The organism is Gilliamella sp. LMG 34360, from assembly GCF_984568995.1.
On record NZ_OZ474900.1, the window covers coordinates 2751005 to 2768594 of the forward strand.

At 34.6% G+C, this 17590-nt stretch carries 19 protein-coding genes; 8 read left to right on the top strand and 11 right to left on the bottom strand.

Translation table 11 applies throughout. The annotated features are described in order from the left end of the window. From rpe to AC5LW9_RS12420, 7 genes are all read left to right on the top strand, one after another. Entirely contained in the window at positions 1-657 is a 657-nt protein-coding gene (rpe, locus tag AC5LW9_RS12390) for a ribulose-phosphate 3-epimerase (protein ID WP_039128122.1), read from the top strand. A 19-nt stretch (positions 658-676) separates the two neighbouring features. Continuing rightward, entirely contained in the window at positions 677-1432 is a 756-nt protein-coding gene (locus AC5LW9_RS12395; protein ID WP_493455999.1) for an SDR family NAD(P)-dependent oxidoreductase, read from the top strand. A gap of 14 nt (positions 1433-1446) precedes the next feature. Next, positions 1447-1986 carry a 6-phospho-3-hexuloisomerase gene (gene hxlB / locus AC5LW9_RS12400; RefSeq protein ID WP_039128130.1) on the top strand — a complete coding sequence of 180 codons (540 nt, stop codon included), beginning with the start codon at positions 1447-1449 and terminating at the stop codon, positions 1984-1986. 221 nt (positions 1987-2207) lie between these two features. Continuing rightward, positions 2208-2552: a hypothetical protein gene (locus AC5LW9_RS12405; protein WP_198226775.1), complete on the top strand. Its 345-nt coding sequence runs from the start codon at positions 2208-2210 to the stop codon at positions 2550-2552. Positions 2553-2633: 81 nt separating this feature from the next. Beyond that, positions 2634-5366 (top strand): preprotein translocase subunit SecA, encoded by a 2733-nt coding sequence (secA, locus tag AC5LW9_RS12410; RefSeq protein WP_493456000.1) that lies wholly within the window; start codon positions 2634-2636, stop codon positions 5364-5366. Positions 5367-5483: 117 nt separating this feature from the next. Then, entirely contained in the window at positions 5484-5888 is a 405-nt protein-coding gene (gene mutT / locus AC5LW9_RS12415) for an 8-oxo-dGTP diphosphatase MutT (RefSeq protein WP_065738539.1), read from the top strand. 365 nt (positions 5889-6253) lie between these two features. Further along, positions 6254-6490 carry a DUF4177 domain-containing protein gene (locus AC5LW9_RS12420; RefSeq protein ID WP_065738538.1) on the top strand — a complete coding sequence of 79 codons (237 nt, stop codon included), beginning with the start codon at positions 6254-6256 and terminating at the stop codon, positions 6488-6490. Positions 6491-6637: 147 nt separating this feature from the next. On the opposite strand, the gene AC5LW9_RS12425 is transcribed toward AC5LW9_RS12420, so the two are convergent. From AC5LW9_RS12425 to AC5LW9_RS12445, 5 genes are read right to left on the bottom strand one after another with little or no spacing between them, the layout of a single operon-like run. Continuing rightward, positions 6638-7021, bottom strand: coding sequence for a DMT family transporter (locus AC5LW9_RS12425; RefSeq protein WP_039128142.1), 384 nt, complete (start codon positions 7019-7021; stop codon positions 6638-6640). Continuing rightward, a complete protein-coding gene (locus AC5LW9_RS12430) occupies positions 7021-7377 on the bottom strand; it encodes an EamA family transporter (protein WP_039128145.1) in 357 nt (118 codons plus the stop codon). Before AC5LW9_RS12430 ends, AC5LW9_RS12425 begins: the two co-directional genes overlap by 1 nt. Beyond that, positions 7365-7799, bottom strand: a complete 435-nt coding sequence (zur, locus tag AC5LW9_RS12435; protein WP_065738535.1) for a zinc uptake transcriptional repressor Zur — start codon at positions 7797-7799, stop codon at positions 7365-7367. The genes AC5LW9_RS12430 and zur overlap by 13 nt, the downstream gene beginning before the upstream one ends. 23 nt (positions 7800-7822) lie before the next feature. Continuing rightward, the gene (locus tag AC5LW9_RS12440) at positions 7823-8092 is read right to left on the bottom strand and encodes an RnfH family protein (RefSeq protein WP_198226771.1); all 270 of its coding nucleotides are present in this window, start codon (positions 8090-8092) and stop codon (positions 7823-7825) included. Between the two features lies 1 nt (position 8093). Beyond that, a complete protein-coding gene (locus tag AC5LW9_RS12445) occupies positions 8094-8522 on the bottom strand; it encodes a type II toxin-antitoxin system RatA family toxin (protein WP_198226769.1) in 429 nt (142 codons plus the stop codon). Between the two features lie 65 nt (positions 8523-8587). On the opposite strand from AC5LW9_RS12445, the gene smpB reads away from it, so the two are divergent. Beyond that, complete coding sequence (smpB, locus tag AC5LW9_RS12450; RefSeq protein WP_065738534.1) at positions 8588-9070, top strand: SsrA-binding protein SmpB; 483 nt, start codon at positions 8588-8590, stop codon at positions 9068-9070. 31 nt (positions 9071-9101) lie between these two features. On the opposite strand, the gene AC5LW9_RS12455 is transcribed toward smpB, so the two are convergent. The 6 genes from AC5LW9_RS12455 to AC5LW9_RS12480 form a co-directional block, all read right to left on the bottom strand. Further along, positions 9102-10100, bottom strand: coding sequence for a substrate-binding domain-containing protein (locus AC5LW9_RS12455; protein WP_198235877.1), 999 nt, complete (start codon positions 10098-10100; stop codon positions 9102-9104). Positions 10101-10115: 15 nt separating this feature from the next. Then, positions 10116-11234: a glycoside hydrolase family 172 protein gene (locus AC5LW9_RS12460; RefSeq protein ID WP_025316327.1), complete on the bottom strand. Its 1119-nt coding sequence runs from the start codon at positions 11232-11234 to the stop codon at positions 10116-10118. Positions 11235-11293: 59 nt separating this feature from the next. After that, positions 11294-12544, bottom strand: coding sequence for an oligosaccharide MFS transporter (locus AC5LW9_RS12465; protein WP_065738532.1), 1251 nt, complete (start codon positions 12542-12544; stop codon positions 11294-11296). Positions 12545-13168: 624 nt separating this feature from the next. After that, a complete protein-coding gene (locus AC5LW9_RS12470) occupies positions 13169-14485 on the bottom strand; it encodes a glycoside hydrolase family 28 protein (RefSeq protein ID WP_373408114.1) in 1317 nt (438 codons plus the stop codon). Positions 14486-14599: 114 nt separating this feature from the next. Beyond that, positions 14600-16099 carry a UxaA family hydrolase gene (locus AC5LW9_RS12475; protein ID WP_493456624.1) on the bottom strand — a complete coding sequence of 500 codons (1500 nt, stop codon included), beginning with the start codon at positions 16097-16099 and terminating at the stop codon, positions 14600-14602. 13 nt (positions 16100-16112) lie between these two features. Beyond that, positions 16113-17576, bottom strand: coding sequence for a tagaturonate reductase (locus tag AC5LW9_RS12480; protein WP_493456001.1), 1464 nt, complete (start codon positions 17574-17576; stop codon positions 16113-16115). Between the last annotated feature and the right edge of the window lie 14 nt (positions 17577-17590).

A 17590-nucleotide genomic window follows, 5' to 3' on the forward strand; every position in this document is an offset into this window, starting at 1 on the left:
ATGGCAAACAAATTTAAACTCTCACCATCTGTTTTTGCTGCTAATTTAGGTATGTTAAAGCAACAATTGACAGAACTAGAAAAAAATGAGGTCGAACTATTACATGTAGATGTAATGGATGGGCATTTTGTTGAACGCATAGCCTTTGGGGCTGATCACATTAAAGCTCTAAAAAAATTAACACATTTACCACTTGATGTTCATCTAATGGTGCAAAAACCTGAAGTGCATTTAGACAGTATCATTGCAGCCGGAGCAGACATTATCACAATTCATCAAGAAGCGACTAATCGCCACATAAGTTGTTTGCAGAAAATTCGTAAGGCAGGAATAAAAGCTGGAATAGTGCTTAATCCCGGCACTTCCGAAGAAAATATAAAATATCTTTTAAATGATATTGATATGGTTTTACTTATGACAGTTAATCCTGGTGAGGGAGGACAACATTTTTTAATGTCCGTAGTGGATAAGATAAAACGAGTTAGATCTTTGGTCAGTAATTACAATATTGATATCGAAGTCGACGGAAGTATTGATGACAAAACCATTAAGTATTGTCGCGATGCTGGAGCAAATATTTTTGTCTCTGGGGGATATTTATTCAATGGCAATATCACAGACAACATTACTAAGTTAAGAGTTTCATTAGCCGCATAATATAGATAAGGAGATAAAAATGAGTAATTTCACTGGAAAAGTTGCACTTGTAACTGGTGCAGCACATGGAATTGGTAAAGCAATTGCTGAAAAATTTGCAAAAGCTGGAGCTAATACAGTTATTGTCGATTTTAATTATGAATTAGGGACTGAAACGGCAGAACAAATAACTCGCGATTATCAGCAACAGTCAATATTTATTCAAGCTGATGTATCAAACGCGAAAGATATGGAAAAAGTACGAGAAGAAACATTCAAACAATTCGGACGTATTGATATTTTAGTATTAAATGCTGGTGTTGCATTTGCTAACAAAGTTAATGATATCTCTTATGAAGAATGGCAAAAAACATTAGATATCAATTTAAGTGGTCTATTTAATACCGTTAAACCTTTCTATAACGATTTTTTAACCAATAAAGGTTCAATTGTTTATATCAGTTCAGGTTCAGCCTTAAGTGGCACTGGTGGTGGTGTGCCTTACCCTGCATCTAAAGCAGGAGGCGAAGGATTAATGCGAGGATTAGCCAAAGAACTAGGTCCAAAGGGTGTAAATGTAAATTCAATTGCTCCAAGATTAATTGACTCAGGAAAAATGATGCGTGTGAATTACCCGACTCAAGAAAGTCTAGATGCCGTGTTGGAAAAAATACCGGTTAGACGTCTTGGTACTGTCGAAGATGTTGCTAACTTAACTTTATTCTTAGCAGATAAAGATAATTCTTATATTCAAGGACAAACTATTTTACTTGATGGCGGTAGAACTATTGCTTAATAGGAGCAAGCAAAATGCAATCACAACTAATTATTAATGAACTAAATCATTCTGTTCAAACATTAACTGACCAAAACATCACAAATTTAATCCAGAAAATAAAACAGCATAACCGTATTTTTGTCCATGGTACAGGACGTTCAGGTCTTATGTTAAAGGCTTTTGCAATGAGACTGATGCAGCTTGGATTAAACTCTTTTGTAGTTGGTGAAACAACTACACCATCAGTACAAAAAGGTGATCTTTTAATAGTCGCATCAGCCTCAGGTGAAACTGAAAGTGTTAATTTAATGGCTAAATCAGCACTCAAACAAGGTATTGATCTTGCTATTATCTGTGCATCGCCTGATTCAACTCTTGCCAAAATCCAATCACCAGACATTATGTTACAATCGGGTACTAAATATTCACAATCACAAGTAAGTCAACAACCACTTGGTAGCCTTTTCGAACAGATGTTACTTATTATCTTTGATACTGTTATTCTTACTATGAGTAATAACCAAAAAGATAGTAATGATGATATGGCTCATCGCCATGCAAGTTTAGAATAACGTAAGTTTCGATCAATTTAAATCCACTTATCATAAGTTTTTTGATGGGTGGATTTTATACTATTCCTCGTTAAATATTACTTTATTTATATAAATTACCTCTTATTTATAATCGGGCTTATTAACTTTATTTGCTTATCATTTCATTGCCTACAATAATCGCTTAACTTGTTGTAATAATTGTTTTTGATTTTGACAAAAAATGCTAATATACTGCCGAAATGATCATAATTAATTATTGGCAAAAAATCAGCAAACGCTTGATTATTAACACGGCTTTATCGCACTTATTATTAGGTGTGATTGCTGCTGGGTTTGGATTGTATCAAGAAAACGCTTTACCTGCGCAATCTTCAGCGTCCCAAGTTGGTATTATTACCATTACCCGAATTGTACAAGATCATCAAGCTCCGATAACAATAACATCACAAACATTAGTCTTAGCGCAAAAAAGGCAATATTATAGGTTAATTACACCATTAAATTACCGTGATGTTAGTCCAAATCCAATTATTCGATTATCACCTAATAATGGCATAAGGGCTGGACCTAACACTACTGCTTAATGAGCTTACCACTTAATTAAATTAAATTTTTATAAAGGCATAAGCCTTACTATTTCTATTAAAAAGAACAAGAGAAAAATCATGTTATTAAAACTATTAACCAAAGTATTTGGTAGTCGAAATGAACGCGTATTAAAAATGATGCGTAAACGCGTTGAAAGAATTAATGCACTTGAACCGCAAATTGAAGCCTTAAGCGATGAACAGTTAAAAGCTAAAACTACAGAATTTAAACAAAAAATCGCTGAAGGCGCTAAGTTAGATGATATTTTAGAAGAAGCCTTTGCTGTTGTACGTGAGGCAAGTAAACGTGTGTTTGGTATGCGCCATTTTGACGTACAACTTATTGGTGGTATGGTATTAAATGAACGTTGCATTGCTGAAATGCGTACAGGTGAAGGTAAAACTTTAACCGCAACCTTACCTGCTTATTTAAATGCGTTAACAGGTAAAGGCGTACATGTTGTGACAGTAAATGATTACTTAGCACAGCGCGATGCTGAAAATAATCGTCCATTATTCGAATTTTTAGGATTATCTGTTGGTATCAATCTACCTAATATGCCACCGCATATGAAACGTGAAGCTTACAATGCCGATATTACATATGGAACCAATAATGAATATGGCTTTGACTACTTACGCGATAATATGGTATTTACTAAAGATTCTCGTGTACAACGCCCTCTGCATTATGCTTTAGTCGATGAAGTTGACTCAATTCTAATTGATGAGGCAAGAACACCTCTTATCATTTCGGGACAAGCTGAAGATAGTTCTGACCGATATGTTAGTGTTAATAAAATCATTCCATATCTAATTCAACAAGAAAAAGAAGACTCCGATCAATTTCAGGGTGATGGTGACTTTTCTATCGATGAAAAAACACGTCAAGCCAATTTGACTGAACGTGGATTAGTGAAAGTTGAAGAATTACTTATTAAAAATGGAATTATGAAAGGTGATGAATCACTTTATGCGCCAAGTAATATTGTGTTAATGCATCATGTCAATGCAGCATTACGTGCTCATCACCTATTCCATAAAGATGTGGATTACATTGTCAGAGATAACGAAATTGTTATTGTTGATGAGCATACTGGCCGTACAATGGATGGACGACGTTGGTCTGATGGTTTGCATCAAGCCGTTGAAGCTAAAGAGCATGTTAAAATCCAAAATGAAAACCAAACATTAGCATCAATTACTTTCCAAAACTATTTCCGTTTGTACGAAAAATTAGCAGGCATGACAGGGACTGCTGACACTGAAGCATTTGAATTCAATCAGATTTATGGTTTAGATACTATTGTTATCCCAACCAATCGTCCAATGATACGTAAAGATCAACCTGATCTTGTTTATATGACAGAAAAAGAGAAGATCAATGCGATTGTGACTGATGTACAAGCTTGTGTTGAACATGGACAACCCGTTTTAGTTGGTACAGCCTCAATTGAAAAATCTGAATTAGTGTCATCCGCATTTAAGAAAGCCGGTATCAAGCATAACGTACTTAATGCGAAATTCCATGCTCAAGAAGCGGAAATAATCGCTCAAGCAGGTAGTAAAGGTGCAGTAACCATTGCTACAAACATGGCTGGTCGTGGTACCGATATTATGCTTGGTGGTAACTGGCAAAGCGATATAGCAAAACTTGAAGCTCCTACTGCTGAAGATATCGAAAAAGCCAAACAAGCATGGCAAGCAAAACACGAAGAAGTGATTGCACTTGGAGGACTTTATATTTTAGGTACCGAACGTCATGAATCACGTCGAATAGATAACCAACTTCGTGGACGTGCCGGTCGTCAAGGTGATCCAGGGGCATCACGCTTTTACCTATCACTGGAAGATCCATTAATGCGAATTTTTGCTTCCGATCGTGTGGGTAACATGATGCGTAAATTAGGTATGAAAGAAGGTGAAGCCATTGAGCATCCTTGGGTAACTAAAGCCATTGCTAATGCTCAAAAGAAAGTTGAAAGTCGAAACTTTGATATTCGTAAGCAGTTACTTGAATACGATGATGTTGCAAACGATCAACGTAAAGCAATTTATCGTCAACGTAATGAATTACTTGATAACTCCGATATTAAAGAAACGATTGATTCAATCCGTAGTGATGTCTTTAATGCATTAATTGATCAATATATTCCACCACAATCTATTGAAGAAATGTGGGATGTTGCAGGCCTTGAAACAGCACTTAAAAGCGATTTTGATTTAGATTTACCTATTGCTAAATGGTTAGATGAAGAACAAAATCTTCATGAAGAAACATTACGTGAACGTATTTTACAAATAGCTCAAGATACCTATATCGCAAAAGAAAATACTGCTGGTTCTGAAGCATTTAGACAGTTTGAAAAAAGCGTTATGTTACAAACACTTGATACTTTATGGAAAGAGCATCTAGCAGCGATGGATTATTTGCGTCAAGGTATTCATTTACGTGGCTATGCACAAAAAGATCCAAAACAGGAATATAAACGTGAATCATTTAATATGTTTGCTAGCATGCTAGAAGTATTAAAATATGATGTAATAGGGATATTAAGTCGCGTTCAGATTCGTTCTCAAGAAGAAGTTGATGAAGCCGAACGTCAACGTCTAGCCGAAATGGAAAAATTAATGGCAAAACAACAAGCCAACCATGAAGAGGTAACAAATATGGGCAGTGAAAGTAAAGAACAATCAGCAGGAACTTCATCACAACCAATAGTAAGAAACCAAGCAAAAGTGGGACGTAATGACCCATGTCCTTGTGGTTCAGGTAAAAAATATAAACATTGCCATGGTGCTGTTCACTAAGGCAAAAATTTAGTATCATCAAGCAATATTGATATTAAATAACCGACTAAACTCGGTACTAAACTTACTAGGGAAAGTACCAACTTTCCCTGATTTTAATAACAAATAGACAGGATTATGAAAAAACATACTGAAATTGCTGTAGGTATTATTCGTTCACAAGATTGTCAAATCTTTATAACTCAACGCGGTGAAGACTCACATCTTGCTGGTTTTTGGGAATTTCCAGGTGGAAAGATTGAAGTAGGTGAAACCCCATTTCAAACCTTGCAACGTGAAATAGCGGAAGAAGTTGATATCCAAATTCATCAAGCCCAATTTTTAAATATTTTTAAACATAGTTATGATGATCGTGACATCACCATTCATGCTTATCTTGTTGAAGAATGGGACGGTGTGCCATTTGCTAAAGAAGGCCAACCTAGCCGTTGGGTTGCGCAAGAAGATCTTAATGCTGACGAATTTCCTGATGCCAATAGACCGATTATCGAAATGCTTAAAAATTTAGATAAACAGATTTAATTCATTTGTCTGGTCGCTTTAGATAGCTTTAAAATATTTTAAAGCTAGAGTACTTTTGTTTTTTTGTCACATTAAAGTGAAACGCTAAATTATTAATTCCCTCTAATTTACTTATCAACTCTTGCCAAATGGTGTCATAAACGTTACCTATTTCTTAATATTCATTTAAATTATAATTTTTATACTGAAACGTATGCATTACCTGAAACTTTTTGACAAAACTTACGCTAAATTAGTTAGTTTTAATTATCATAAGTTTAATTGTTTGTTTGACTGGTTAAAAAAGGTATAATTTCTGCCTATTTTTTAACATTGCATTCAAAAAAAATGAATATTTTTTGTAAAAGGAATTAAGGTTTAACTATATGAAAGAATATAAAGTAATAATTTATCAAGAAAGTGCATTATCCTCATTACTTTTAGGTACCGCTAACGCTGATCCTTTAAAGTTTTCTACTTTTTTAAATAGATATGCGGCTCAAGGTTGGCGAGTGGTTACGATGGAAAAAGATATACGTCGTTTATATCTATTTTGGCGCAGAGAAGCTTACTTAGTTATACTGGAGCGAGAACACGACAATATTAAACCAAACTTTTTCTAACCCAATAATTAAAAAAGGAATCAATATTTCTATTAACTTTATTGATTCCTAATAATAAATAGATCGAGTCAAAATTAACCTAAAAAACTAAATAAGAAAAATTTTTGTCAAAAAGTTTCAGGTAATGCATACGTTTCAGTATAAAACCTATTTTTTGCATTGTAATTTTTGCTCAGCCAAAGCTAAAAATACAATACCAATAATAATACATAATCCACCCAACAAACGAGTTAATGTTATTTGTTCATTAAACACGATCACTGAAACTAGCATAACGGTCACTACTTGTAGATGTGAAGCAGCAAACGCTGGTCCTACAGGCGCTTTTTTTAATAAAACCATCCAAGTCATAAATGCGCCTGTATAGCCTAAAATGACCAAATAAGCCCAACCATGACTAAAAATACGGATTAACCAATCGAAACTAATTTCGAATGGTAAAGCTGATAATGCGGTTAATTTGAAAGTAGTTTGACCAAATGTATCAAAAAATAACAATAAGATAAAACCGATGATATAAAATTTTTTCATTAGGTAAGTCCTACTAATATCACGCCGAAAGTAATAAAAAATATACCAATAAGACGAAATGCTGTTAGATGTTCTTTGAATAAAATTCGTCCAGCAACCATAACTGTGATGATATTAAACGATCCCAATAGAATACCTTGCGATAATGGAACTTCACTTAAAAAAGCCAGCCAAAAAATAAAGCCAACAAAATAGGTACTAAACCCCAACCAAAGCCAAAAATTACCAAACAATTTTTGCCAATAGTGTAAACCTTGTTGATGTTTTGAAGTTATTGCAGCATATTTAAATGCAATTTGTCCGACAGTATCACAAAATAGATTTACTAACCAAAGAGTAATAATTAAGGCTGACATGGCTGACAAATTCCATGTATTTCAAGCACACTGTGTTTTATTAAGAAGTCACTTTGTCGCGCTAATTGCTTAAGTTGTGTTTCGATATCTTGAGAATGTTTTTCAATGATCTGTTGACACTTGTCACAAATAAACAGTATTGAAATATGCTCTGGATCATGAAAATGTGGGCAAATAATAAAACTATTCGACGATTCAACTTTATGGATAAAACCTTGTTCAAGCAAAAATTCTAACGCACGATAAATTGTTGGCGGCTTTGCTTGTGGTTCACTGATTTTAAGCAAATCTAAAAGATCATATGCACTCATTGCTTTATTTGCTTTCAGCATAATATCTAACACTGTTCGACGCTGTGTTGTCAATTTAATACCACGCTTCTTGCATAAAGTTTCAATTTTTTCAATTAGCAGATTATGCATTCTGTTTCCTTTGCCTCAATAAATTATTTTTTTGCTGCTCTTCTTCGTCTTATTTCTTTAGGATCATTAATTAATGGACGATAGATTTCAATACGATCGCCATTTTTCACTAAATCATTAAGATCACAACGTTTACCATAAATACCAATCAAGTGTTCATCTAATTTTATCTGACAGATCGATAAGATATTGGATTTTGTGATTGCTTGCAAGACATCCGTTTGCTCATCAACATCACAATTAATTATTGTTGGATTATTAGGTAGCGCATAAACAATTTGAATACTGTTCATCTTAATAAATCTGCCTTGCTCTTTGTGAAAATGCATTAACCATATTCGCCATCACCTCTTTAAATACTGGAGTGAAAGCAATATCAAGTAACTTATTTTTGAATTCAAAATTCAACTCAAAACTAATTTTACTTTTATTTTCTCCTAATGGAGTAAACTGCCATTTTCCCGATAGGTATTTAAACGGACCGTCTAACAAACTCATTTCTATTGAATGAGGCTGATTAATTTTGTTTAGTGTTGTAAAAGATTTCTTAAAACCTAATTTTTCAACTTCAATAAATGCCGCCATTAAATTATCTTGTTTTCTAATAATGCCAGTTGCGATACAATCAGGTACAAATTCTGGATAGAGAGTAATATCATTGACCAAAGCAAACATTTGCTCAATTGAATAAGGCTCGATAACCTCGTGAAAAACATGTGCCATAATAATAAAATAAAAGTTAAAATTAGTGGCATATAGTATCACGTAACTTTATAATATCGCACATTATGACTAAGAAAAAATTACACAAGCCGGGTTCGGCAACTATAGCATTAAATAAACGCGCACGCCATGAGTACTTTATTGAACAGGAAATTGAGGCCGGATTATCCCTGCAAGGCTGGGAAGTAAAATCATTACGTGCAGGTAAAGCCAATATAAGTGATAGTTATGTATTACTCAAAGATGGTGAAGCATGGTTATTTGGTGCAACAATTACACCGTTGAATGTTGCGTCAACACATGTGGTGTGTGAACCTATGCGCAATCGAAAATTATTATTAAATGAACGTGAGCTTAACTCATTATTTGGTCAAATCAATCGTCAAGGTTATACCGTTGTTGCCCTTTCTTTATATTGGAAAAATGCTTGGGCAAAAGTAAAAATTGGTGTTGCTAAAGGTAAAAAAGAGTACGATAAACGCACCGATATCAAAGAGCGTCAATGGCAAGTTGATAAAGCCCGTATTATGAAAAACGCTAATCGTTAATCATTGTGTAATTCATCACTCAATGATCAATTTAATGATGGCGTATTATTTGTGGTTTGATAAAAATTTCATGGTTTTTTAACTCTTTAAAGTTAAGTAAATCATCGATCACATCAACACAAACATGCGCCATACTTTGAAAATCCTGCGCAATGGCATCAATTGGATAATAAGAGTAATCTAGATAGATGTTGTAGTCATAAGAACATATGCAAATTTCTTTCGGATCTAACTTTATTTCCACTAAATAACTAAGCACTTCTTGTAACAGATTCCCTGACGGTGTAAAAATCGCTTTTGGTAAACGCCCTAGTTCGTTATGCAGATTTTTAAGCAAATCGTATCCTTTATTTGGACAGTAGTCATCACTCACTAACCATTCTGGATTAACGGCTAAACCAGCATTCTTAAGTCCTTGTTTAAATCCTTTAAGCCTTGCATCAATCGATGTCAGTTGCGTGTCACAACCAATAAAATAAAATTCATCTAATTGTTTGGCATAAGGTTGTATTAATTCAGCAACCGAATCCAATGATTCACTTGTGATAAAAGGTAAGGAGGTATCTTTAAGATAGCGGTCAAAAAATAGTACCGGGGTATGTTGGTTAATACTTACATAAAAATCATCACAGTCTAAAGATGTCACCACAATCATCGCATCTACTTTACGCTCAACTAAATTTTGAGCGACGTTAACTTCGACGTCTTTATTATAATGACTACAAGTAATTAATAATTGAATGTTTTTTTGCCTAAATGATGCCTCTAAATGATGCAAAAACATTGAAAAAAAAGAATTCGACATATCAGGAACAATAACACCTACCGTATTGGTACTATTGGCTTTTATCAAATATTGGCGAATATGCGATTGATCACTGTATTGTTGAGCAATGGCTAATACCCGTTGCCGTGTCTGTGGTGAAATACGATATTTTTTATCTCGTTTATTAAAGATATGACTGACGGTCGTTGCCGACACGCCAGCCAAACGAGCAATATCATTGATTTTTAATTTATTACTCGCCATTTACTGCTCTCTTAATTATCGTGGTGTACGTTGTTGTTTATTCGGGAATACCGGATTATGGTTTTCCGATGGGCTCTGATACCAATAAGCAACACTGGCAATATCATCGCAACGTTCATATAATCTTATATCATCATTACCAATTTGTTGAAAAGCAAGTTTGATATTTTTATGGAACGCAATTGGATCTGGTAAATGCCAACGATATAAGCCATGCATTGGTAAGCTATCATCACCAAAACCGTGTACTGGGTTAGAATCTCCAGTTTGGAAAAAGTCACGCGTTGCATCACGATTGGTTTGATATGGATATCCCATAAACAATGTTTGGAAACATTTCGCTTTTGGCCGACCTTGACTATCGCGGTTATGAAATGCCCATGCGCCACCAAAATAGTCTTCTGAGCCAGTTGAATGCTGAGTTGGATAATCGCTATCGCCATCTAGATAGAATTTAAACTCACCTTCACCCCACCAATAACGCTCAAGGGCGGTCAATGCTAAGTAAGTACCAACATAATAGCCATGACCTTCAACATTGTCTAATATCACATAGTCTTGTGCATAATTAGTGACGCGCTGTCTACGCCATTGTGCATGGAAATAAAGCGGTGCTTCAAACGGTTTTGGCATGATTGCATAATTAATAGTAAAGAAGAAATGCTGTAAATCAGCTTCATGCTCATTTTGAATTTCAATGCGCGCTTTTTTATTAAATGGCATTCTAAAATAGCTATTAAAGCCACCTGTTGGATTAACAACAATTGGCACTGAATTAATATCACACCTTGCTCCAAAACCATTACAGAAAAAATCACCAATTGGGCTTTCAACAGAAGGAACTTTTTCATCATCCCAATAAATACGAATCACTACATCACGAAGTACAAAACTACCGCGATGCGTTCTGTCGGTTAAGGTAAACCACATATGACGAATTTCAGCTGGACCTGTGATCTCAGCAATTGTTACCGTTTCACCTGCTGGAATCGAAATACAACCTTGTCCTTTACGGCTTGGACCTAATGCACTGCCTTTCATACAAGATTTACCTTTTTCACCAGTCATATTTTCTGGCGAAATGGTTCGAGTTTGTTCAAAGTGAAATTGTGTTACAGAATTATATATGTTCATTGTGAATCCTTACTAACGTTATTAAATTCTATTAATGAAAAATTGAAAACAGTTTTAATTTATTTAACTTCTGGCTTATCTTCGATATTGACACTTTTTCTATCACGACTTAAGAAGAAGATGGCAAAAATCATAAAGCCTAATACAACTAAACCAAGATTATTAAATGTTGTTGCTGCACCTGCTTTATCATAAAAATCACCAACTAAAGTTGAAAATAAAATGACCCCTACTGAACCTGCAACCTGATAGCCAATTAAAAAAACAGTCGCAGATAATCGAGCATTAAAGTTATTATCAATATATTTGAACACTGAAACCAAAATGGTTGAAATTTCTAAGCAGTGCATAAGTTTAATCACTGAGATAATTGCAATGCTGCTTACATGACCCGTTAAGAAGATACGAGAAGCCGAAACAAATGCGGCAAAAATCAATGCATTTTTTGCACCGACACGATTCACCACAAATGGTACACAAAACATAACTGCGGCTTCTAAAAAGACTTGAAATGAATTTAAAACACCATACAAACGATATCCATCATTGACATCTTCAAACTGTTGTGTGAAATAAACAGGGAATAACTGTTGATCATAAATATTATAAAGGCTGTAAGTTCCGAGTACATAGATAACAAATATCCAGAATTTTTTAAGGGTAAAAACAGAGAGGATCTCATTAAAACTGAGTTTATCCTTTTTCTGGAACACTGCTTCGGTTGATTTACTTAAATCAGGCTTGAAGTTGAGGTTAAGAATCATGAAACAAACACCAACACCCGATGCTGCCCAAAAATTTAGGTGAGGATTAATACTAATCAAAATACCCGCAATAAAGGTACCGACAGCATAAGCAATACATCCCCATGTTCGACACTGACCAAACTCAAAACCAAACGCCCGGCTGATTTTTTCGCAGTAGGAATCAATTAGCCCCATGCCAGCAATCCAACCAAATCCTAAAAAGAAACTACCGAAAATCACACCAAGATAAAAATTATGGCGCAATAATGGTTCATACACATAAATTAATGCTGGAGCAGCGCAAGTAATAATAATACTTTGAAACCAAACAAGGTGTTTTTTTAGCACTAATTTATCTTGATAAATACCATACAGAATCATAATGATTAACGAAATAAAGTAGTTAAACGAATAAATAATGCCGGTCTGTTTTGCGCTTAAGCCTATCTCCTTACTTAGCCATATAGCATAAAAGGAAAAAACGAAACTTCCCGCTGCGTAATACATAATGCTATAAAACGAGGCAAACCAATAAGTTGGTTTTTTATAAAATGCACTAGTCATAATTTATCCTATAAAGAGTTAAGTACGCATTTGAGTATGAATAGCTAAAAATTTAGCTTTAATGGCTTTATTAGATAAATGTGATCAACTTCAAAGTTATTTTGCTAAAGTAATGTAAATAAGAATTATAAGCGACCTTGTTATTGAAGCTCTGCTAAGTTTATTGTTGACCAATTAGGCAATATGAAAACACTTATAGACTCTGTAGTTTGGTGATCATTAGCAGCAAAATTAGCCATACTGTTATCTATTGGTTCCCATTTGCCATTTCAATAAAGAAGATTTGTTGCATCCCCATGCGTAGCAGGATTTATCAACAATTAAGTCAATTTCAATCATTCAAATGACAAGGCGGTATAAATTTGTAATGAATATTGGATGGATTTTAATGTGCTTATCAGTGGATGGAATAAAATAGCTAAATTGCCATAATGGATAATGGATGTAATTATTACCATTGATAAATGGTAATAATTATTTAATTGCATTATGCGCAATCTATTTTCCAAAGGAATATTATTGATTAACGTTTTTTAATTATAAAAAATAACCGCTGCAAAAGCGGTTATTTACCAAAAATGACCCATCTTTCAAATAGAATTTGGAAGATTATCTATAATGTGCTCAAACTTTCAATTTAATTAATTTACCATCCTGCTTCACAAATGACTGATTAACGTAAACATCACTACTATTTTTAACACAAAGCGGCTCACTTACAACATTATCGATTATAACGTTATTAAATAAAATACTTTGGGCATTTTCGATAAAAAATCCTTTACCAGCCTCAGGTTTAACATCCTTAAACATATCAACTTCACCTGCCTTGGCATTAATTTGCATTGATACTCGAATATTATCAAACGAAATATTGGCAATTGGCGATTCAGGAATGCCATATAAAAAACCAGCATAGGCACGCACATTTTTGGCGATAATGTTTGAAAAACTAATATTATGACAGGCTGGGGTTGCTTCATTTATTGGCAGCGGATCTTTATTCCAAACAATTGGATCGTTACCTTTTGGTCCGCAGTAATAGTAATAATTCATTACAAAGGCTGATAGTACTTCATCCATAACAATATTACTAAAAGTAATATCTGAAATGGTACCACCGCGACCTCGACGTGTTTTGAATCTCACACCTCGATCTGTTTTTTGAAATACACAATTAGTAATAGTGACATTACGAATACTACCGCTCATTTCACTACCCAATACTACCGCACCATGACCATGAATCATGTTACAGTTAGTAATTAAAATATTTTCGCAAGGGCTTTTATCTGCTGTTTCCTCAGTACCCGCTTTAATTGCGATGCAATCATCACCCACATCAATATAGCAATTTGAAATTCTGACATTACGGCAAGATTCAGGATTAATACCATCGGTATTAGGTGAATCTGCAGGATTTAAAATCGATATATTATCAATCACTACATTATTTGACTCCATTGGATGGACTGTCCAACTTGGTGACTGGGTTAAAAAGACTTTTTCAATAGTTATACGTTGGCAAAAATCAAAACCGATTAAGTAAGGTCTTGGATACTTTAGGGCATCACGATTATGACGGAAAGTATGCCACCATTTAGCACCATTGCCATCAATTTTACCGCCACCGGTGATAATGACATTTTCAAGATGTTGACCGTAAATACAAGGCATATAGACATCTTGTTTTACCCCCTCCCAACGTGAATGCACGATTGGGTAATCTTGTTCATTATCTGAAAATAATAAAGTCGCATTCTGTTCAATAACTAAAGTTAAATTACTGCAAAGCTTGATTGCGCCTGTTAAATAAGTTCCCACTGGAACGATAAGCGTTCCACCACCTTGTTGTTCTATATGTTGTATTGCATTGGCAAAAGCAACTGTATTAAGTGTTTTACCATTACCTATTGCACCAAAATCTTTAACAGATACCATTGTCATTGTTGCTTCCTTTTGCATTTTAGTGCGAACCGTTGCCCATTATAGATTACCGTTCGCATTGTTATTTGGATAAGTAGGCTGGTTAATTTTAGCCTTGAGTGGATAGTTTTAAAGAGTTACACCACTTTTTAATATCGCTAGATTTCTGAAATTATTTATCTCATTGCGTGTTTGCTGACCATTAGCAACCAGTACGATATAGTCAATAAATTCAATTAATAACTGTTGCATAGAGGTACCCTCAATGAGTTTGCCAGCATTAAAGTCAATCCAATTTACTTTTTTGTCTGCTAATTGTGTATTAGTCGCAATTTTTACCGTTGGTACGATTCCACCATAAGGAGTTCCGCGACCTGTAGTAAATAGCACCATATGACATCCCGCTGCTGATAAAGCTCCTGTAGCCACGGCATCATTACCAGGCGCACTGAGTAAATTGAGTCCATGCTTTGTTAGTCTTTCACCATATTTCAAGACATCAATCACTTCACTTCCGCCTGCTTTTTGCGTACAACCAAGGGATTTTTCTTCTAAGGTTGTTATTCCACCCGCTTTGTTACCTGGAGACGGATTTTCATAAATAGGCTGATTGTTTGAGATGAAATACTGTTTAAAATCGTTGATCATAAGCACGGTTTTATCGAAAGTAGGCTCGTCAACGCAGTGAGACATCAAAATATTTTCTGCACCGAACATTTCAGGTACTTCGGTAAGAACACTGGTTCCTCCATGGGCAATGACATAATCCGAAAACAACCCTAGCATCGGATTAGCAGTGATTCCGGAAAAACCATCTGATCCACCACACTCTAAACCAAATTTTAATTCGCTTAACCGCCCTACTTCGCGTTTGTCTTGCTTCATAATGGCATAAAGTTCTCTTAGCAGCGTCAATGCACAAGCAACTTCATCGGCTTCTTGTTGAGCAATCAGGAATCTAACACGCGACTCATCATAATCACCAAGATCGGCTTTAAATTCTGAGATTTGATTATTTTCACATCCAAGTCCAATAACTAATACAGCCCCCGCATTAGGGTGTTTAACAAGATCTTGTAATATTATTTTGGTGTTTTTATGATCTTGTCCAAGTTGAGAACAACCATAAGGATGTTCAAGTACGGTAATACCATCAATTTCTAATTGATTATTGAGTTCATCACAAAACTGTTTAACAATTTGCTGCGCCATACCATTAATACACGTTACCGTTGGTATAATCCAAAGTTCATTACGGATACCAACTTCACCGTTTTTTCGGCGATAAATGTTGACTGGTTTATCAGCTATTTCATGCAGCGACTGATTTTTGGATAAATTAGGTTGATATTTATAATCATTGATATCATTTAGATTGGTTTTTAAATTGTGTGAATGAATATGCTCACCTGTTTTAATTAAACAAGTGGCATGTCCTATTGGTAAGCCATATTTAATAATATTTTCATTAGGCTCAATATCTTTAAGGGCAAATTTATGCCCTTGTTTGATCGCTTGTGGTAAATCGATGGCGTTTCCATCGATTATAATATTATCTTCATGTGCTTCTATATCAGATAATGCCACAGCAACATTATCTTCATTGTTAATTTTTATAAATTTTACCATTACACCACTCATTTTATTTGCTACCAGTAACACATTTTTCAATTGCACTGCGCATACCTTCTTGAGTAATGACAGTTAAATATTGTGTCAATGTTTGTGCTAATTGCGGAATATTTAGCAAATCGCAATCCCAATGAGCACTATCACTAAGTACTGTTTCCACTAATTGCGCAAGTGTTTCATTACCACTACTGACATTGGACCAGCCAGTACTAAAGCGCTCTAACCAAATTGCATCGTCTTGTAATGGATAATTTTGGTTATTTCTTACACCTCGATAAAAAGCAATTAAAGCAGCGAAAGAGAAGACTAAATGCTTAGGTAACACACTTTTTGCTTTTTGATAAGCAAGCAGTTGCGGAAGTATACGTGTTTTAAATTTAGTCATACTATTTAGAGCAATTGACATTAATTGGTGCTCAATAAATGGATTTTTAAAACGATTGATAACTGACTGCGCAAAATCAACTAATTCTTGATGTGGCAAATCTAAAACTGGAATAATTTCATCAAAAATTGTCTCTTTGATATATTCTAAAATTTGCGAATCATTCATTGATTCACCAACCGTATCAATTCCTGCTAGATAAGCTACTGGAACCAGTGCTGTATGCGCACCATTTAAAATTGCAACTTTACGCTCTTTATAGGGTTTAATATCATCAACAATTTTGATATTAATGTTGCATTTATCCAAACGCAATTTTTGCGCTAGCCATTGTGGGCCTTGGATAACAAAAAGATAGAAATATTCTGCTGAATCAATAAAGTTATCTTTATAACCTAATTCGGATTCTAATTCAGAAATTTGAGCTTTAGGATAACCTGGAACAATCCTATCAACCAATGTTGAACAAAATAGATTATCGTTTTCTAACCAACTGATAAATTTGTCTGACAAATTCCACTGGTTAGCATATTTTAAAACCAATTTTTTTAATGCATCGCCATTATAATCAATTAACTCACATGGAATAATGATTAAACCACTCTCTTTGCTACCAGAAAAATGGCTAAATCTTTCATATAAGAAAGCCGTTAATTTAGCTGGATAGCTTGCAGCAGGTTGGTCTGTAAGTTTATCGCTTTCAACATAGCTGATACCGGCTTCAGTGGTGTTAGAAAAAATAAATTGAATATTAGGATCTTTGGCTAATGCAAGGTACTGGTCATACTGTGTATAGACATTTATCTCACTATTAACGGAACGAATCATCCTAAATTCTTTTACTGTTTCATTGCGTTCATTTAATCCACGAATTAATGTAGTATATAAACCATCTTGAGTATTTAATGATGGTGGAAAGTCTGTATTAAGTGGGCGAATAATTGCTACACCCGCATCAAGATCGGTTTTTTCATTTAAAATATCCAATTGCCAATCTAAAAATGCACGTAAAAAATTACCTTCGCCAAATTGTACAACACGGGTAGTATATTTAGCGCCAGGAAAATCAATTCTGTTCAATGTTTTCATTACTATTACTCTAA

What these genes read in the sequence shown, in the direction of transcription:
- AC5LW9_RS12480 (WP_493456001.1), bottom strand. Translation starts at nt 17,576, where the DNA reads ATGAAAACATTGAACAGAATTGATTTTCCTGGCGCTAAATATACTACC.
- AC5LW9_RS12440 (WP_198226771.1), bottom strand. Translation starts at nt 8,092, where the DNA reads ATGAACAGTATTCAAATTGTTTATGCGCTACCTAATAATCCAACAATA.
- AC5LW9_RS12445 (WP_198226769.1), bottom strand. Translation starts at nt 8,522, where the DNA reads ATGGCACATGTTTTTCACGAGGTTATCGAGCCTTATTCAATTGAGCAA.
- smpB (WP_065738534.1), top strand. Translation starts at nt 8,588, where the DNA reads ATGACTAAGAAAAAATTACACAAGCCGGGTTCGGCAACTATAGCATTA.
- AC5LW9_RS12470 (WP_373408114.1), bottom strand. Translation starts at nt 14,485, where the DNA reads ATGGTATCTGTTAAAGATTTTGGTGCAATAGGTAATGGTAAAACACTT.
- mutT (WP_065738539.1), top strand. Translation starts at nt 5,484, where the DNA reads ATGAAAAAACATACTGAAATTGCTGTAGGTATTATTCGTTCACAAGAT.
- AC5LW9_RS12465 (WP_065738532.1), bottom strand. Translation starts at nt 12,544, where the DNA reads ATGACTAGTGCATTTTATAAAAAACCAACTTATTGGTTTGCCTCGTTT.
- AC5LW9_RS12420 (WP_065738538.1), top strand. Translation starts at nt 6,254, where the DNA reads ATGAAAGAATATAAAGTAATAATTTATCAAGAAAGTGCATTATCCTCA.
- AC5LW9_RS12405 (WP_198226775.1), top strand. Translation starts at nt 2,208, where the DNA reads ATGATCATAATTAATTATTGGCAAAAAATCAGCAAACGCTTGATTATT.
- rpe (WP_039128122.1), top strand. Translation starts at nt 1, where the DNA reads ATGGCAAACAAATTTAAACTCTCACCATCTGTTTTTGCTGCTAATTTA.
- AC5LW9_RS12460 (WP_025316327.1), bottom strand. Translation starts at nt 11,234, where the DNA reads ATGAACATATATAATTCTGTAACACAATTTCACTTTGAACAAACTCGA.
- hxlB (WP_039128130.1), top strand. Translation starts at nt 1,447, where the DNA reads ATGCAATCACAACTAATTATTAATGAACTAAATCATTCTGTTCAAACA.
- secA (WP_493456000.1), top strand. Translation starts at nt 2,634, where the DNA reads ATGTTATTAAAACTATTAACCAAAGTATTTGGTAGTCGAAATGAACGC.
- AC5LW9_RS12425 (WP_039128142.1), bottom strand. Translation starts at nt 7,021, where the DNA reads ATGAAAAAATTTTATATCATCGGTTTTATCTTATTGTTATTTTTTGAT.
- AC5LW9_RS12475 (WP_493456624.1), bottom strand. Translation starts at nt 16,099, where the DNA reads ATGGTAAAATTTATAAAAATTAACAATGAAGATAATGTTGCTGTGGCA.
- AC5LW9_RS12395 (WP_493455999.1), top strand. Translation starts at nt 677, where the DNA reads ATGAGTAATTTCACTGGAAAAGTTGCACTTGTAACTGGTGCAGCACAT.
- AC5LW9_RS12430 (WP_039128145.1), bottom strand. Translation starts at nt 7,377, where the DNA reads ATGTCAGCCTTAATTATTACTCTTTGGTTAGTAAATCTATTTTGTGAT.
- AC5LW9_RS12455 (WP_198235877.1), bottom strand. Translation starts at nt 10,100, where the DNA reads ATGGCGAGTAATAAATTAAAAATCAATGATATTGCTCGTTTGGCTGGC.
- zur (WP_065738535.1), bottom strand. Translation starts at nt 7,799, where the DNA reads ATGCATAATCTGCTAATTGAAAAAATTGAAACTTTATGCAAGAAGCGT.